The following is a 16,410-nucleotide window of genomic DNA, read 5'->3' on the forward strand; positions in this document are numbered from 1 at the left end:
GGAAACGGCGCCGGGCGATCCGCGGTGGCGGTGGCGGTGGCGGTGGCGGTGGCGGAATCGTTCATGACGGACGGGCCGGCGTGGCGGCCGGCGGGGTTGACAAGCGGGGACGCCACGCCAGCCCCACCGACGCGAGGGCGGCGATGGCGCCGACGAGCAGTGTGTCGCGCATGCCAAGCGCGTCGGTCAGCAGCGGCGCCAGCGTGGCCGAGCCCATGCTGGACAGCATGAACACGCTGAACTGCAAGCTGTAGTCGGTGCCCGCGCTGGCGGAGTGGACGCGGTCCATCATCAGCGTGGCGAGCACCACGTGCAGCGGCGTGTAGCACAGGAAATACAGGCACACGACCAGCGTCAGGGCGCCGTCGCTCCCGCCATCGCCACCCCAGCCGGCCCAGGGCACGAGCAGCGCCGCGCTGCCCAGCAGGTTGAACGCCGCCGCGCCGATGAGGGCACGCCGCCGTCCCCAGCGCGGCAGCAGCCAGCCCGCCGCCAGCGCCGAGGCCGCCGAGAGCAGCGAGCCCGCGACGTTGGTAACCAACCCGATGCGCTCCATGCTCCAGCCCGCCTCCACCAGTAGCGGTGTCACCAGGCCGTAGGCCAGCCCGGCCGCGAAGGGAAACAGCAGCAGCACGAGCAGCCAGCCGCCGCCCCCGGCCTCTGGCCAGAACGTGCGCAAGCGCCCGTACAAGGTGCGCGCAGACAGCGGCGCCAGGCGTTGCTCGGTCTCGCGCAGCCAGACGAGTTGCACGAGCGACACTGCCGTGCCCGCGGCGAGCAGGGCCATGCAGGCACCCCAGCCGATGCTCGGGTAGGCCATGACCAGCACACCGCCGCCGAGCAGGTTGCCCAGCAGGCCGCCGGCCGTCTGGATGCCGTTGCCGAGACCGCGTTCGGCCTCGGGCAGCGTACGGCAGGCGACGGCGTCGGTGGCCACGTCCTGCGTCGCCGACAACATGGCGACGAGCACGGCCAGCGCATAGACGGCGGGAAAGTCCGCGACGGGATCGAGCGCCATCATGGCCAGCGGCGCGAGCACCAGCCCGGCCTGCGTGAGCAGCAGCCAGCCGCGGTAGTGGCCCAGCCGCGGACCCAACCGGGTCCAGCCGAAATGGTCCAGCAGCGGCGCCCACAGCAGCTTGAAGGCCCACACCGTGCCGAGCAGATAGATCAGGCTCAGGCGCGACATGGACGCGCCCTTCTCCTGCAGCAGCGCGACCAGCGCCACCGACAGGAAGCCGAGCGCAAGGAACTGGGTGGTGTAGAGACTGCCGAGCAGCCACCAGGTACGGGCCGGGGTGCGCAGGTCTGTCGTCATCGCAACTCCGGTCATGGCGACTCCGCTCCATCGGCGCCCGGGCAGCGCCGGCAGGCGTGAATCTCGACCATCGGATGATGGATGCCGGGCAGACCGGCGAGCGCGGCCTTGTATGCATCGGGTGCGGCCGGGCCGTGGCTGACCACCGAGGCCGCGAGCGTCCAGGCACCTTGGCCCACCGACCACAGGTGCAGGTCGGTCACGCGGCTGTCGGCCACCGCTTCGAGCCGGGCGCACACCTGGCGCCGCAGTTCGGCGGGGCCTTCGGCATCGAGCAGCACGGCACCGGTCTGGCGCAGCAGCCGGATGGCCCAGCGTGCCACCACGCCCAGGGCCAGCAATGCAATCAGCGGATCCAGCCAGGTCCAGCCCCAGGCCCAGGCCGCGAGCAGCCCGACGATGGCGGCCACCGAGGTGGCAGCGTCGGCGAGCACGTGGGCCAGCGCGGCGCCGAGGTTGTGGTCATGCACATGGCCCGAGCTGTCGTGGTGATGATCGTGCACATGGCCGTGATCATGGGGATCGCCCAGAAGCCAGGCCGAGAACAGGTTCACCGCCAGCCCCAGCACGGCCACGATCAGGGCTTCCGTAAGGCGCAGGGGTTCGGGGCTCAGCAGGCGCTGCGCCGCCTCGATGGCCGTCCACACCGTGGAGGCGGCCAGGAGCAAGGCGCTGGTGTAGGCCGCCAGATCGTTGATCTTGCCGCTGCCCAGGCTCAGGCGCCGGTCACGGGCGTAGCGCCGGGACATGGCGTAGGCGCCGGCCGCCAGGCCCAGCGCGACGGCATGCCCTCCCATGTGCACCCCGTCGGCCAGCAGCGCCATGGAGCCGGTCCACCACCCGGCGGCGATCTCCAGACCCATGACGACGACAGTCAGCAAGGCCACCGTGGTGACCCCCCGCTCGGCCGGGCGTATGCCCTCCTGGCCGAAGTCATGGGCGTGCATCGAGGTGTCGGCTTCCGGGCAAGCACGGGTCGCGACGGACAGGGCGCTCATGATGGCGTCGTTCATCAGAAGAACTGCCAGGTGAAGCCCAGCCCCACCGTCCGGCCGCGCGTCGGCATGCCCACGTTGGCGTTCGGGGTGAAGTAGTAAACGTACTGGTCGTAACGTTTGTCCTGCAGGTTGTCCACCCAGAGATAGAGCTCGCCGGCGCCCGAGGCGACGCCGACGCGCGCGTCGATCTTCTGGAAGCGTGGCAGGAAGATGTGGTTCTGCGGATCGTTGGCACGCGCACTCATGACCCGGTACGCCACCAGCGTGTTGAGTTGCGGCGAGGCCAACCCCATGAAACCGGGCAGCGGCCGGGTGTAGTTGACGGAGAGCTTGCCGCTCCAGCGCGGCACGTCCGGTATGCGGTTGCCAGCGGCCACATCTCCGCCCGACACGCCCGTCACCGACTGGGTAATGGTGGCGTCCGTGTAGATGGCGCCGCCCTTGAGGGTGAGGCCGGGCGCCGCGCGCCACTGGCCTTCGACTTCCAGGCCCCGGGTTCGCGTGTCGGCGTTGATCGCCTTGGTTGCAAAGGTGGTGTAGTCGTAGCCCAGCATGTGATCGTCGCGCACCCGATTGAAGAAGGCGGCGGTGGTCCATGCGAGACGGCGGTCGGCGCTTTCGAACTTGAGGCCCAGTTCCAGGCTGTCGACCTTGGCGGCCTTGAAGGGATCGCCGTCGGCGACCTGCGAGGTCTCGTCCTGGAAGCCCTTGGCCTTGTGCCCGTGGGCGAGCACGCCGTAGAGGTTGGTCTGGGCGTCCAGCGCCCAGGACAGCGCCACCCGCCCGGTGGCGTACCGGTCTTCGAGCGATCGGCTGTCCCGGGTGGTGGTAAAGCCTGTGGTGGTAAAGCTGGCGTCGTAGTCCTTGCGCTCCTGCGTGTAGCGCAGGCCTCCGGTGAGCCTGAGGGCGGCCGCGAGCGGCACCGTGACCTCCCCGTAGGCCGCCTCGCTGCGCGTCTCGAAGTCGCGCAGGTTGTCGGTCATCCCGCCGACGGTGGTGTCGTATTCGCGATTGGAGCCATACAGGTTCACGCCCGCCACCCAGAACGTCGCCGCACCGGGCAGCGAGGATAGGCGCAGATCCTGGTTCCACGCGGATTCATCGCGGTGATACTGCTTGAGATACTCGGTTGGCATGCCGAAAACCGTGGCTGCCACGATCCGGTCGGCCCCCGAGGTCTGGTCCTCGCGACGTTGCTGGAGTGACGTGTGGGAAGTCAGCCGTGCGCCCGCCAGATCATGGTTGATTTCCAGCGCATGGCGATGGCTCTTCACGTCGGCGCCAAAAAGGCCGGGCGTTGCATCCAGGCTGGGCGGGTTGCCGTAGGGGCGCAGCAGCATCATGCCGACCTTGTCCTTCTGGTTTTGATGCTCGGTGGACAGCAGCACCGACGTCGCCGCCCGCGGCTGCCACAGCAGGCTGGCGCGCAGACCCAGTTCCTTGGCCTTCATGATCGGGGTACCGGTCTGGACGTTGTGAACCACGTCGTCCGCCTGCTGGCTGCGCATCGCGACGCGTGCGCTCCAGTCCTCAGCGAGCGCACCGCCCACCGCGCCCTCGATCAGCCGCTGCCCTTCCTGCCCGGCCTCGACGCGCGCATAGCCATCGGGTTCGCGGGTGGGCTTGCGCGTGACGATGTTGATCGCGCCAGCTTCGCTGTTGCGGCCGAAGAGCGTGCCCTGCGGCCCCTTGAGAACCTCGACGCGCTCCACGTCCAGCATGGGTAGCGAGGCGTTACGGGCCGACAGCGGCGTGCCGTCCAGGTTGACCACCACCGAGCTGTCCTCACTGCTCACTTGATACAGGGAACCCACGCCGCGCATGCGCACGTTGGCATCGCCGAAGCCGCCCCAAGCATTGACTTCCACTCCGGGCGTATCCCGCAGGGCATCTTCGAGCGTGCTGAGGCGCTGCTGTTCCAACTCGAATCCCTGGACCGTGCTGACGCTGAACGGAACATCCTTGGCGCGTTCCGCACCGCGCCGGGCGGTAACCGTTACCGTGGGCAAGGTCTTGTCAAGATCGGTGGTGGCCTGGGCTTGCTCGGCCACCTCGATCACGAAGCGTCCGTTGCGTTCCGCGATCCGCAACGGTTGGTCCGCAACAAGGCGGCGTAGCGCCTGCTCGGGTTCGAAGCGACCACTGAGCGCGGCGACTGGGGTTTCAGTCAGCCCTTGGGGCCATTGCGGCGGACGCTGAATCGAAACGCCGGCCTGTGTTTCGAACAGCTTCAGCGCGGCTTCGAGGGGCTGGGTTGGAATGTCGAAGGGCAGTTCAGCGGCAACACAGTTCCAATGGAGCGATGTCAGTGCGATGAGCGCTGCGATGCGGCGTGCTTTGTGCGGGCGGGTTTGAAGGGATGTCATGGGATGAATAGGGGGTAGGCATGGACCAAAAGGACTTGTGGGAGGAGGTCTGATGGCGGCTATTTGCCCGTGAGGCGCACACGCACGATCGCGGGAAGCAGTTTTGCGAGTGCAGGGATGCATGCCATCCAGGGCCCCAGCCGGGCCGGGAAGGTTCTGAAACGGCGATAGGGTTCGTTCTTCACCGACACGATGCGCGGGCTCCACGCCCTTAACGTGGTCTCGATCTCGTCGCGATTGATGCCCCATGGCATGGGCGGGGCGCGGTAGTGCCGGGTCAGATCGAAGCCGGTCATCGTCTTGCGGGAGAACCATCGTGGGATGGTGTCGAACATGAGCTCGCCGCCCTCGAAGCGCTCCGTCATCGCCAAGACCAGACTCCGCACCTCGTCTTCGGGGAAGTACATGAACAACCCCTGAGCCGTGATGAAAACACCCTGGGTGGCATCCACCTCATCCATCCAGCGCAGGTCGAGCGCGGAGAGCGCAAGGTGACGGGAGCGCTCGCTGGGCCTGATGTAGCGCTCGCGCACGGCGATCGCGTCGGGCACGTCCACGCACAACCAGCGCACGTGCCCGTCGTCGCAGCGCTGAAACTGCGTCTCCAGTCCGCAGCCGAGTTCGACCACCGTGCCGCCGGGATGCGCGGCGATCCACGGACGCAGCGCCTCGTCGAACATCTGGGAGCGGGTGGCGTGCGAGCTGTCGGGACGGCCGAAGTAGGCTCGGTAGTCGAAAGTGATGGACCGGAAAATGCGTTCGGCATCCGGGTCGCGAAACCATGCGTCCGTCCTCAGGGATTCGGTGGCGCGGTTGTACAGCGTCCAAAGCATGGTCTGCGGTACGCCGCATAGCATCGGCGTAACGTTGGCGGCGGAACTGGATTCGAGCGTGGCGTCGGGCATCAGTCGGGGAGGAAATTCGTGGCATCGATATCCGGAGTGCCGAGACAACGGCTCAGACTTTCAGATCCACGCAAGGGTAGGTAATGAGAGGTTTCTAATAATAATGATTCGTATTACGATAGCCACCCCAAGCGGGTCCATCACCACCCGTATCGGTTCATGAGTGATTTGAGGAAGCGATGAAGTGATGCCCAGGGCAGACGCAACCGCATTGGCGCCCCATCTCCTTGCCACGGAGATGATCAGAGACCCCAGCGAAGCCTTGGGCCTCGACCTTGCGTCGTCCAGCCATCGGCGGGTGCAGGTGCGTGACGGCGTGCAGTTGATGCACTGGTCCACGCGTCTGGCCCACCCGATCGAGCTCAGCGTGCTCGATGACAGCGGCCTCATCCACTTCAGCTACGTGCTGCAGGGCGATGCCCTCGCGGTGCTGAACGGCAGGAATGGGCACACGGGTGGCCGGCGGATCGACGAGCGCCAGGTGTGCGCGGCCAGCGGCAACATCGCGTTTGGCCCCGATCAACGCTGGCGGTTTCACCAGCACGGCGTCTATGAGAGCGTCGGCGTCATGGTGCGACATGACGCGTTCGAGCAGTTGATGGGCGAAGGCGAGCAAGCGCTGCGCCGCGCGCTGTCGAATGGGCTGTGCTTCGAAACCGGGCATCGCGGCGCGGAACTGCATGCCACGGCCCTGGCATTGGCGCATGCGATGCGGCACCGTCCGAGCGACGACGAAGCATCGGGGGACAGGCACCCCTTGTGGCTGCAGGCGCAAGGGCTGACGCTGGTGAGTCTCCTGCTCGAGGCGCGAGCGGACGAGGACGCCACAGACGCCTTGGACCGAGTGGACCGAATGCGCCTGGCCCGCGCGCGCGCCCAATTGTTGTCCGACCTGTCGCAGCCTCCTCTACTTGTGGACTTGGCGCGCGAGAACGGGCTGAGCCTCGCGAGACTCAAGCGCGGCTTCCGCGCGCTGTACGGCTTCAGCGTCTATGGCCTGTTCCAGCATGAGCGCATGCACGAGGCCCGGCGCCGCCTGTTGCGGGCGGACGCCAGTGTGTCGTCGGTGGCGTGCGATCTGGGCTATACGAACATGAGCCACTTCGCGGCGGCGTTTCGCAAGCAGTTCGGTGTCAATCCCGGTGAAGGCAGGCGGCGCGGCAGGTGATCGTGCTGGTGAATCTTGGGCCTCCGGGAGTACGTTGTCCGTGTACGCAATGCAGGTGACTTGGGTCGTCCGGGCGACGCCTGCGCCCAGTCCGCACCCCAGCACCCAGAAACACCGCTCTTGAGCGGACCGGTCAACGCGCTGCGTTGGAGAGCGCAGGCAAAGCCGGCATGGGCTGGTCTGTCCACCAAGTCCAGGTGGGTGATGCCAGCCGGGACACGGCCTGAATCTTCGCCGCCCGCTCCTCTTCCTCCGCAAACGCGCTGACCACATGCAGGGCGACAGGCTCGGCGCCGGTGTCAATCAGCAGTGCATTCGGAAATCCCGCCGCGCTCTTCGCGTCGTAGCGCAAGGGCTTGATGAAGCGCCGCTGCTGTTCCACCAGCGCATGGATGAGTTCGATCTCGTGCGCGCCCTCCACCGGAATCCAGTGCTCGGTCGTCAACATCAGGCTCAACACATCCACCTCATAGACATGCTCACGCTTGGCACGGATCAAGGCCGTCAATACCAGGCGCGGCCGGTAGACTGCATCGGCGTCCTGTACCTCGAAATACGCCGCATAGACCCGCCGAGCGCGCTCCCAGGTTTTGTCGGCAATGAGCAGCGGCGCATCGGGCATGTGTTTGATCCATACACGGCGCCCGAACGCCGTCGCCTCACAGGTTTTGAACTCGCCCAGGACAACCGCCAGCGGCGATTGACCATCACGAGGCTGCAGAATCGCGAGCTTGTCGCGGCGGCGTTGGGCGGCGGCGGCCTTCGACGCTTCGCTGAAGGGCTCGGGCACGTGGAGGCGTTGGGCCAGCGACTGCCCCTTGACGGTTATCTCCGCCGCGGCCTCCAGCAAGTGCTTGCATATGACGCCCTGGTTGCGCTTGCCTGCCATGGCGGGCAGCCAACGATTGAAGCCAGCCCGCTCGAAGAGAAAGTGCGTCAAGGCGCGCAAACTCATCCGTCGGCGGGGAACGTTGATTTCGCCCGGATCGTGGAGTTCTCCCGGCGCGACGCCCCGGCCGAGGACGCGCACCCACGGGAAATCCACGCGCAACTCGACGCTGCCCGGCAGCGTCTCGATGATGGCCTCCCCGATCAGTTCGCCGAGCCCGGACTGCTGGGCGTCCGGCTCGTAGGACGGACACTGCGGATGATGCCTGCCCCCGGTACCCGGCATGCGCTTGACGACGTACTGCCGGTGGCGTGCCACGTACATCTCGACACCGTCGGGCATGCACAGGCAACGCGGCCGATCAGCCCCCTCACGCACACGCGCCAGAACCTCCTGCAAGCGAGGATCCAGTGCGTCATACACCTGTCCGGCGATGGAAAACCGCTGAGCGTCCATGGGGTTCTCGAAAATCCCATCGTGCTGCCAGCCAGGCCGGAATGCCATCCGAAATCGCCGCCAGATCGGGGGCATTTCGACATCGGCCCCGGACTACGCGCCTCCATGGCAACAGTGCAAACCAGTGTCCGGCGGTGCAATCTGATGAAGGCCGATGGGGTCGAATAACATGTACCCAGCCGAGGTTTCACCATGACCACCAAATCCTTCCGCGCGCTGTGCTGCGTCGCAGCCATGTCGGCGCCCGCGCTGCCCGCTGCGGCCGACGTCTCGGTGCAGTTCGTCCAACCCGAGCACTTCGCCGACGTCGGCGACTACGGCGTCCGCTCCCAGCGCAATCTCGAGTCCATCAAGCGGCACTTGCAAGCCTTGGGAGATCGCTGCCTGCCGGCGGGCCACGCACTGGACATCCGATTCACCGACCTCGACCTGGCGGGCCGACACGAGTGGTGGCGCTCCGGCGCGTACGACGTGCGCATCATGCGTGGTGTCACTTGGCCGCGGGCGGACCTCGAGTACCTATGGAAGGACGAACAGGGCAAGGTGCTCGCCGAGCAGCGAGAGCGCGTTTCCGACATGGACTACCTGTCTCGCAGTGCCTTTGTCCGCTCTGACAGCGATCCGCTGGTCTACGACAAAGCCATGCTCAGCGAGTGGTTCGAGCGGCGCTTCTGCCCTCAGCAACGTGGCTGACGCGGGGCCAGAGGCACGCGGCGACCCGGCACATTCATGCAAGTCGACGTTTCGATGTCTGCGCGGGCGTGTCGGCGCTTGCAGCCCAGATCACCACGTAGATCGCTTACCTACCCCGCACCGGAGACAGCGCTTCGAAGATCCCGCGGGCAAGCCTGCAGCACTTCATCAAGCGTCAGCACCTCCTTGATGTGATGCTCGCCTGAAGGCAGAGTGCCGGCCAGAAGCCTGCGGGCCACCACGGACGCCACCGCTGCCGTACAGGCCGCTTCACCGTCCCCTCGACGGCCCAGCTTGTGCGATCGCCCGCCTGGCCGATGGCATCGACCTGCACCAGGAACCGGGCGCCGCCAAGCGGCACATGAGCGCCCGCCCAGACCAGCCACTTCGCCAGGATGTCCACGGACACCCGTCGCGTTATGCCCAGGCGAGCCATCCAGGCGAAAGCCCATGTGACCGGCCGCGAGTCGAAGCACAGCCAGGTGGCGGCCGACGGCAGCGTCAGGGTTCTCGGCAGCGTGTGCTGGTCAGAGAAATCGAAACGATAGGCGACCCGCTCGCCATGGGGCGAAGGCAGCCGCGCCGTCCGCGCGTCGCCAAAGGCGCGAACCGTCTGACGACCCGCTTGGGTCTTGACCGTAAACGCTGCGCCCAATTGATCCAAAGTCCAGCGGATCGCCGCGAGCCCATGCACCTCGCCCGCGCCCAGCAGCACCGTGATGTCCACATGCCGCAACGGCCCCAGGAGGTCGCGCGCCTGACGCGCCAGCAGATTGGTGATCCCTGGCGCGACACCAACGCTCAGGATGGCGCTTGAGCGCAAAGGGCCGCGCCCGGCCCACTGGGCCTGCACCGCGTCCAGCACCGCCGCCGTGGCCGAGACGTCGACATAGTGGATGCCTGCGGCGCGGCACTGCATCGCGATTCGGGGGCTGAGATTCTCGACACAGTTCACCACCACAGCCGCCCGATGCAGCAGTGCGTCAGGCACCGGTAGGTCGCCTTCCGCCAACGCCACCGCTGCGGCCCGTGCGTCGATGTCCTGGCAAAACGCGCGCGCCCGTCCCAGGTTGCTCCCGGCGACCAGTACCGCGCAATGGCTGTCTCGCAGCAACGTGCGAACGATGCCGCCGCCCACGGCACCATAACCGCCGATGATCAGCACCGCTTGATCGGCGCCGGGGAGCGCTGAAGTCGCCATGTTCGTCATGATGTCGATGGACCTCATCGCAGACAGCGGCGAGCCGCCAGCGCCGTGCACAGTGCCCCCGCCGCCAACACCCCCAGCATCGCGGCGTCGCCGAAGCGGTCGAGCACCACGCCCGCCAGGGGTGGCACCGTGACGCGGCTCAGCGAGAACAGCCCGGCCTGCAGGCCGTAGTCAGCGGCCCGGTGGCCATCGCGGGCAAACTCCATCATCAAGGCAAAGGCGAGCGACGAAGCCACCCCCATCGCCAGGGCCAGCGCCGCACTACCCACCAGCACCCCCGCCACGCCCGCGCCTGAAGCCAGGGCCACGGCAAGCAGCGCCAGAGCCAGCGCGTTGGCCCACGACGACCACAGCGCCGCCGACTTGAGGCGCTCCCTCCGGAGCAGCCCCGCCGCGATGCTGGCGCAGGCACCCAAGGCCCCACCGCCCACACCGGCGACCACCGCCACTTGTCCGGGCTGAAGCCCGTGGTCCAGCAGCAACGGCTTGAGGAACACCCATGCCGCCGCGACAAAGGGAAACTGGCCGACCAGCAGCAGCGCCCACGCCGGGGCACCGGGCTGCCGGAAGAAGCCTTGCCAGGTCGGCCAAAGTGCCGGGGCCGGCGCCTTGCTCACCGTGGACATCTGCACACCGGAGCGACGGCCCAGCACCGCCACCACAATCAGGGCACTCAGCACGCCAGCAGCCAGGATCAGGAAGGGCAGCGCCCAGCCCCGGGCCTGCTGAAGCAGCAGCATCACCCCTCCCCCCACGACCGCGCCCGCAAAGGTGGCTGCCGCCCGGATGCCGCCAGCCAGCGGCCGGGCCTGTGGCGGCAACAGCCCGATGGCCAGCGCCTGCACCGGGATGTCGGCCCAGGTGGACAGCAGTGCCGCCAGCAGGGCCAGCGCGAAGAGCGTGGCCTTGCCCGCCTGATCACCGGCCACCGCCAGGGCCAGCAGGCACAGCGCGAATCCGCCGCCCGTCAGCCACGCCCAGCGCAGCCAGGCATGTATCCCGGACGACCGCGCGGACGGCAGGCCGGACGGCGAGTTGGACGGCACGGGGGCTGGCCAGCGTTCCACCGGAATCGCCAGCAGCGCCTTGAACACGGCGGGCAGGCCGGCGAGTTGGAAGAGGCCGATCTCCGTACCCGACCAGCCCTGCTGGCGCATGACCAGCGGCAACCCCAGCCAGAGGTAGATGGCTGGCGCCGTCAGCGCGAAGTTCACCCACCCGAACAGCGCTTGTTGGACGCCAAGGCGCAGCCTGCTGCTCATGGCGCAGCCCGCCGGGCCACGACGACCTGCTGCACGGCCATCGGAAACTGGCCGGACGCGAACTGCTCGATGCGCTCGAAGCCGACGCGCGCCATGGCGGCGGCAAGTTCGCCCTCGCGCGTGACCTGTCGCTCGAGCATGCGTAGCGGCAGATACCACGGCACCACGCTGCGCGCCGCCTCCCGGGCCTGCGGCAGCTCCGCCTGCACCGCCACCAGCACGCCGCCGGGCTGCAGGGCGGCGAGGATCTTGCGCAAGGCCACCTCGATGTCCGGAACGAAGTGCAGCACCGAAGAACACCAGACCAGGTCGTAGTCCGTCCCGATGTCGCCCGCTGCCAGGTCGCCACCCTGCGTGGACAGGCGACCTTCGAGCCCTCTCGCTGCGATGTTGCTCGCCGCCACGTCCACCGTCTCCGGAAAATCGAACACGACACCCCGAAGATCCGGATGTCGCTCGGCCAATGCGATGGCCACCAGGCCTGGACCGCCCCCCAAGTCGAGCAGCCGCCGCGCCCGCGCAAATTCGGGCAGGCGCGTCATCACCTCATCAGCAGCCGGCGCGGTCACCGCGCGCTGCTCCTGGGCGATCTGCACCCGCGCCGCGGCCGCCCATTGCGCCGCACCGCCGGACGGTCCGTGCTCGGCCGAGAACGGGCGTTTCGCGGGGCTCGGTCCGCGGCGGACGTACTCGCCCAGACTGTCGACGACGGTGCGCATCGAGCGCAGCCGGAACAGCCAAGCCTCGGCGCAAGACAGCGTCGAACGGTCGGTGAGATAGGTCCGCGCCCCCGCTTCGAGTCTGTAGGTCATGCTGTCGTCACGACACAGGCCCGCGTCGCCACCGTCGCGTTCGCGCTCCAGCACGCCCATGCTCCACAAAAGTTCGAGCAACTGAGCGGTGCCGACGGGGTGCAGCGCCAGGCGCTGCGCCAGGGCCTCGGCGGAGGCCGCTTCCTCCAGGGCGTCGAGCACCCCGAGCTCAATGGCGAGGCGCAGTCCTTCGGCCTGAACGGGAGCCACCGCCAGATCCCACCAGCGGCGCAGGTCATGGGTTTGTTCGAGATTCATCGGTTTGCCTCCTGGCCGATCAGAGACGGAAGCTCAGCCGCAGCCCGGCTTCGCGGGGCGGGCTATAGATGGTGATCGTGCTGGCAGGAAAGCCGACCACGTCGTAGTGCCTGTCGGCGGCGTTGTTCACGTAGGCCGTCAGCTCGGTGCGCGTCCACGTGTAGCCCGCCGCCAGGTTGACGACGCCATACCCCGCCCGCCTGTTGGCCGGCGTGTTGGCCGCGTCGACATAGACCTTGCCGACCCCGACGACCTGCGCCTGCGCGAACCAGCCCGAGGGCGCGTCGTAGCGCACGCCCAGGTGCCCATTGAGGTCGGGCGCGAAGGGGTTGCGCTTGCCGGCGTGATCGCTGGCGCCATCGCGGAACTCGCGGAAGCGCGTGTGGTTAAGTCCGACGGCGGCCTGCACCTGCCATCCGCCGCCGACCAGCCAGCGCAGTTCGGCCTCAGCGCCGGTCGAACGGGCCGAGGCCGCGTTGGTCATGAACACCTGCCCGGGCACCGCGCCCATCTGCTGCACCTGCATGTCGTCGATGTCCATGCGGTAGACGGCGGTGCTGTAACGCACGCGGCGGTTCAGCAGCTGCCCCTTGGCACCGAGCTCGAAGGCGCGCACTTTCTCCGGCTCATAACGGCGCTGTGTCTCGGGTGCAAAGGCGTTGAATCCCCCCGCCCGAAACCCGTCGGACACGCTGGCGTACAGCTGTGCCGCGGGCTGCCACTGGTATTGCAGCGCCAGCTTGGGGCTGGCGTGGGTCCAGTTGCGGGACTGTTCACTGCCGCCGGCCAGCGCAAAACGCAGCGCGTCGCGCTCGACCCGCAGGCCGGCCTGGACTGACCAGCGGGCCGCCAGCGGCACGTCCCAGTGGGTGAAGACGGCGGTGGAATTCCCCTTCAGGGTCGACCGCGTGCGTGCCAGCGCCAGCGGCGTCTTCTGCTCGAAGTTCAGTACATTGTCGTCGCCGTCGACGTACAGGCCGGCCAGCCAGCGCGCCTCACCGGCCCGGCCCTCCAGGCGCAGCTCCTGCGACAGGGTCTTGAAGTGATAGTCGCGGCCCAGGTGGAGCAGATCGGCCGGCTGGAAGTCGCTGTCTTGCTGAATGCGGTCGAAGTACTCGTTGCTCGCCGTGATGGAACGCAGGCGCAGGTCGGCGGTGAGTTCGTGGGCCACGTCCAGTGATACCGACCGGGCCTTGGAGCGGTTCCAGCTCTCGGTGCCGGAACGCACGGCTTCCCGCGTGCCGCCGGTCGGCCCCCACAGGGCGCCGCCATCGTCGTACTCGCGCTGACTGAAGCGCAGCGTGGCGTCTGTCTGTGCACTGGGTGTCCAGCGCAGCGCCACGCGGCCGCCCTTGCGCTCGCGGTCGTCCTCTTTACGGCCAGTGTGGGTGTTGTCGATGAAGCCGTCCTGCCGGGCGAACTCGCCGGCGACGCCCAGGAAGAGCGTGTTCTCGACCAGCGCCCGACTGGCATCGAAACGCAGGGCCTGCTTGTTGCGGCTGCCCAGGTCGAGCGAGACGGAGGCATAGGGTGCGTTGCCCGGGCGGCGGGTGACGATGTTGACCACGCCGGCTTCGGCGTTGCGCCCATAGAGCGTCGACTGCGGGCCGCGCAGCACCTCCACGCGCTCCACCCCCAGCAGCGCATCATCAAAACCGAGCCCGCGCAGCGTCGCCACGCCATCCACCACCAGCGCGGTGGACGACGAGAAGGACGTGACGTTGGCCGACAGCCCGCGCATCACCGGCGGTTGCGCGCCCGACTGGCCCATGCTCTGGAAGGTGAAGCTAGGCGTCATCGCTGCCACACCGTCCAGGCCGCGCACGCCGTTGGCCTCGAGCGCCTCACCATCGAAGACGGACACGCTGGCGGGCACCCGTTCGAGCGCCTGCGACTGCTTGTTCACCGTGACCGTGATGGCGGGCAGTACGTGCTCCTGTTGAGTCTCCGGCACCTGCTGCGCTGCCGCCGACAGGGCTGTCGCCATCAACGGCAACAGTCCGCTTGCCCGCATGAATGGGGTGGGCATGGGTCGTTCTCCTTGAGTTCCAGACGACTTCCATGTTATGAATGAATGAGAACTGTTCTCATGCAGTTATGTAGGAATTCGGGAGAGATTCGTATGCAAGCGGGAGCGAGGTCAGGCGCCAACGTCGATAAGGTGCGCACCATAGACACAACCGGCCGCCCCGGCGACGGCTGGATCGAGCGCGCCGCGCTCGACGATGGGCTGACGGTCGTACGCTCGCACTACCACCCGGCCCAGGACCTCGCCGAGGCGTCCGCCCAGGGCGACGCGGGCCCGACACTGGTGATCACCTACGGCCTGGCCGGTGAGTCCGGCTTCGTGGCCGAGGACGGGGCCAGCCTGCGTTTCGGGGCCGGGCGCACCACTCTCGCCGCCTTTGCACACACACGCGGTGAGCGGCGCTTCAGGGCGCAGACGTCCGTGCGCCAAGTCCGGTTGATACTCAACGGCAACGCGCTCTCGCGCTACCTCGGCGAGTCGGCGGTCGCACACCTGGCCAGCCGCAAGGGTATCCGCCTGCTGGGCGAGCATCCGACGACAGCATGGTGCCACGCCCTGCTGCAATCACTTCTGCTGCCCGACACCGCGACGCCAGTGGACCGACACATCGCCGCCTTGACCCTGGCGGCAGAACATCTGCGCCCGCTCATGCCAATTTCCACGCTGGCCAGTTCATCTCCGCGCCTGAGCACGGCCGACATCGAGAAACTCGCCCGAGCTCGAGATTTGATGCAGGACCAGATGGATCGCACGCTGACGATTCCCTATCTCAGCGTCGCGGTCGGCCTCAACGAGTGCAAGTTCAAGCAGGGGTTTCGTGAGATCTACGGCGCCCCACCCCACCAGTTCCTGCTTGAACTGCGCATGCAGCATGCACGAGCGCTGCTGCAGTCCGGATGCCAGGTGGCGCAGGCCGCCTATGCGATCGGGTACCGCCACCCGGCCAGTTTCAGCGCAGCCTTTGCGCGGTACTTCGGGCAGGCACCCAAGTCGGAGTTCAAGCGGCGGCCAACGGACTGAACGCCTGGCCCCGCACCTCAGCGGGTTCCTCGCAATGTCGGACGGACAGGAAGAAAAGAGGCCCGGTGCGGGTCCGCGTGCTCGTCCTCGACCAGCAACCTGACGGGCCACAATATCGTCAACCTCTGTTGACAGGCGCATGGGCGTCAACTATCGTTGACGCATGGATGACCTTCGCACACTCCCCAGACCCGAGGACCCCGGCGACGCACTTGCTGCAGTTGTGGCGCTTCGTCGAATGGCCGACCAACTAGAGCAACGCGCCGTTGGGCATGCGCTCAAGCAAGGCTGGTCGTGGAGTCAGATTGCCGAAGCTCTTGGCGTTTCGAAACAAGCAGCTCACAAGCGGCTTTCTGGCATCGATTTCAACAATCTCATCTGAAGGACTCAAATGCTGCGCACCATTGCAAGGCGATTCAAGATCATGCGCACCATCAGCGCGTTGTGTACGTCGGCCGAGAACCACGCCTTGGCCGACGGACAAAGACAGCCCGGAGCGGAGCATTTTCTGCTGGCGGCATTTGACCTTCCCGACGGCACCGCACAGCGCATCTTCGAGCACTTTCATCGAGGCGCTGAAGACACCCGTAAGGCTATCGCGCTCCAGTACGAGGTCGCCCTCCAGGGCATTGGCATCGATACAGAGGTCAGCTCGACCCTGCTTCGCCCACCCGAGAACATTCGGCAGTCTTCAAGACTCTACAAGGCTCAACCCTCGGGCCAGGCAGTCTTAGAAGGACTGGTGCAACTGAAGAAGGAAGACGGCGATCAGCCTCTTCTGGGCGGCCATGTCCTACTCGTTATCTCCAGAATGCAGCAAGGTGTTGCGGCACGAGCACTGAGAACCATGGGCATCGATTCGGCCCAGCTCGAAAAGGAGGCGCAAGGAGAAATCCGAAGGCGGGAGTACGCCACCTCTCCCTGATCACACTGCCGAGCGGACGGGCTTGACTTCGAGCGCACTCGAACTTTCAGAATCCTTCCCATGGCATCCCTCCTGACCATCGCCGAACGCACCGGCCTGAC

At 67.2% G+C, this 16,410-nt stretch carries 14 protein-coding genes; 5 read left to right on the top strand and 9 right to left on the bottom strand.

Annotation, left to right across the window (positions count from 1 at the left end; translation table 11 throughout):
• Nucleotides 1-61: 61 nt before the first annotated feature.
• From BA022_RS08880 to BA022_RS08895, 4 genes are read right to left on the bottom strand one after another with little or no spacing between them, the layout of a single operon-like run.
• Nucleotides 62-1,333 carry an MFS transporter gene (locus BA022_RS08880; protein ID WP_088887255.1) on the bottom strand — a complete coding sequence of 424 codons (1,272 nt, stop codon included), beginning with the start codon at nucleotides 1,331-1,333 and terminating at the stop codon, nucleotides 62-64.
• Complete coding sequence (gene dmeF, locus BA022_RS08885; protein WP_228403764.1) at nucleotides 1,330-2,331, bottom strand: CDF family Co(II)/Ni(II) efflux transporter DmeF; 1,002 nt, start codon at nucleotides 2,329-2,331, stop codon at nucleotides 1,330-1,332. Before dmeF ends, BA022_RS08880 begins: the two co-directional genes overlap by 4 nt.
• Nucleotides 2,331-4,682 carry a TonB-dependent receptor gene (locus tag BA022_RS08890; RefSeq protein WP_228403765.1) on the bottom strand — a complete coding sequence of 784 codons (2,352 nt, stop codon included), beginning with the start codon at nucleotides 4,680-4,682 and terminating at the stop codon, nucleotides 2,331-2,333. Before BA022_RS08890 ends, dmeF begins: the two co-directional genes overlap by 1 nt.
• Nucleotides 4,683-4,741: 59 nt before the next feature.
• A complete protein-coding gene (locus BA022_RS08895) occupies nucleotides 4,742-5,587 on the bottom strand; it encodes a class I SAM-dependent methyltransferase (protein ID WP_187306043.1) in 846 nt (281 codons plus the stop codon).
• Between the two features lie 238 nt (nucleotides 5,588-5,825).
• Here BA022_RS08895 and BA022_RS08900 point away from each other — a divergent pair, with 238 nt between their 5' ends.
• Nucleotides 5,826-6,755 carry a helix-turn-helix domain-containing protein gene (locus BA022_RS08900; RefSeq protein WP_187306044.1) on the top strand — a complete coding sequence of 310 codons (930 nt, stop codon included), beginning with the start codon at nucleotides 5,826-5,828 and terminating at the stop codon, nucleotides 6,753-6,755.
• Between the two features lie 133 nt (nucleotides 6,756-6,888).
• On the opposite strand, the gene BA022_RS08905 is transcribed toward BA022_RS08900, so the two are convergent.
• Nucleotides 6,889-8,100, bottom strand: coding sequence for a DUF1173 family protein (locus tag BA022_RS08905; RefSeq protein ID WP_187306045.1), 1,212 nt, complete (start codon nucleotides 8,098-8,100; stop codon nucleotides 6,889-6,891).
• A gap of 192 nt (nucleotides 8,101-8,292) precedes the next feature.
• On the opposite strand from BA022_RS08905, the gene BA022_RS08910 reads away from it, so the two are divergent.
• Entirely contained in the window at nucleotides 8,293-8,793 is a 501-nt protein-coding gene (locus tag BA022_RS08910; protein WP_228403768.1) for a DUF3016 domain-containing protein, read from the top strand.
• A 175-nt stretch (nucleotides 8,794-8,968) separates the two neighbouring features.
• Here the strand turns inward: BA022_RS08910 and BA022_RS08915 are convergent, their stop codons facing one another.
• From BA022_RS08915 to BA022_RS08930, 4 genes are read right to left on the bottom strand one after another with little or no spacing between them, the layout of a single operon-like run.
• Nucleotides 8,969-10,021: a saccharopine dehydrogenase NADP-binding domain-containing protein gene (locus tag BA022_RS08915; protein ID WP_088887258.1), complete on the bottom strand. Its 1,053-nt coding sequence runs from the start codon at nucleotides 10,019-10,021 to the stop codon at nucleotides 8,969-8,971.
• Nucleotides 10,018-11,265, bottom strand: coding sequence for an MFS transporter (locus tag BA022_RS08920; protein ID WP_088887259.1), 1,248 nt, complete (start codon nucleotides 11,263-11,265; stop codon nucleotides 10,018-10,020). The genes BA022_RS08915 and BA022_RS08920 overlap by 4 nt, the downstream gene beginning before the upstream one ends.
• Nucleotides 11,262-12,335, bottom strand: a complete 1,074-nt coding sequence (locus tag BA022_RS08925) for a class I SAM-dependent methyltransferase (RefSeq protein ID WP_088887260.1) — start codon at nucleotides 12,333-12,335, stop codon at nucleotides 11,262-11,264. The genes BA022_RS08920 and BA022_RS08925 overlap by 4 nt, the downstream gene beginning before the upstream one ends.
• Before the next feature lie 19 nt (nucleotides 12,336-12,354).
• The gene (locus BA022_RS08930; RefSeq protein WP_088887261.1) at nucleotides 12,355-14,364 is read right to left on the bottom strand and encodes a TonB-dependent receptor; all 2,010 of its coding nucleotides are present in this window, start codon (nucleotides 14,362-14,364) and stop codon (nucleotides 12,355-12,357) included.
• Nucleotides 14,365-14,457: 93 nt separating this feature from the next.
• On the opposite strand from BA022_RS08930, the gene BA022_RS08935 reads away from it, so the two are divergent.
• The 3 genes from BA022_RS08935 to BA022_RS08945 all read left to right on the top strand — a co-directional run bounded on the left by BA022_RS08935 (nucleotide 14,458) and on the right by BA022_RS08945 (nucleotide 16,309).
• Complete coding sequence (locus BA022_RS08935; protein ID WP_088887262.1) at nucleotides 14,458-15,384, top strand: helix-turn-helix domain-containing protein; 927 nt, start codon at nucleotides 14,458-14,460, stop codon at nucleotides 15,382-15,384.
• Between the two features lie 163 nt (nucleotides 15,385-15,547).
• The gene (locus BA022_RS08940) at nucleotides 15,548-15,766 is read left to right on the top strand and encodes a helix-turn-helix domain-containing protein (RefSeq protein WP_088887263.1); all 219 of its coding nucleotides are present in this window, start codon (nucleotides 15,548-15,550) and stop codon (nucleotides 15,764-15,766) included.
• Nucleotides 15,767-15,775: 9 nt separating this feature from the next.
• Nucleotides 15,776-16,309 (top strand): Clp protease N-terminal domain-containing protein, encoded by a 534-nt coding sequence (locus BA022_RS08945; protein ID WP_088887264.1) that lies wholly within the window; start codon nucleotides 15,776-15,778, stop codon nucleotides 16,307-16,309.
• Nucleotides 16,310-16,410: the final 101 nt, after the last annotated feature.

This window comes from Diaphorobacter nitroreducens (assembly GCF_002214645.1).
In the GTDB taxonomy this organism is placed as follows: Bacteria; Pseudomonadota; Gammaproteobacteria; order Burkholderiales; family Burkholderiaceae_C; genus Diaphorobacter; species Diaphorobacter nitroreducens.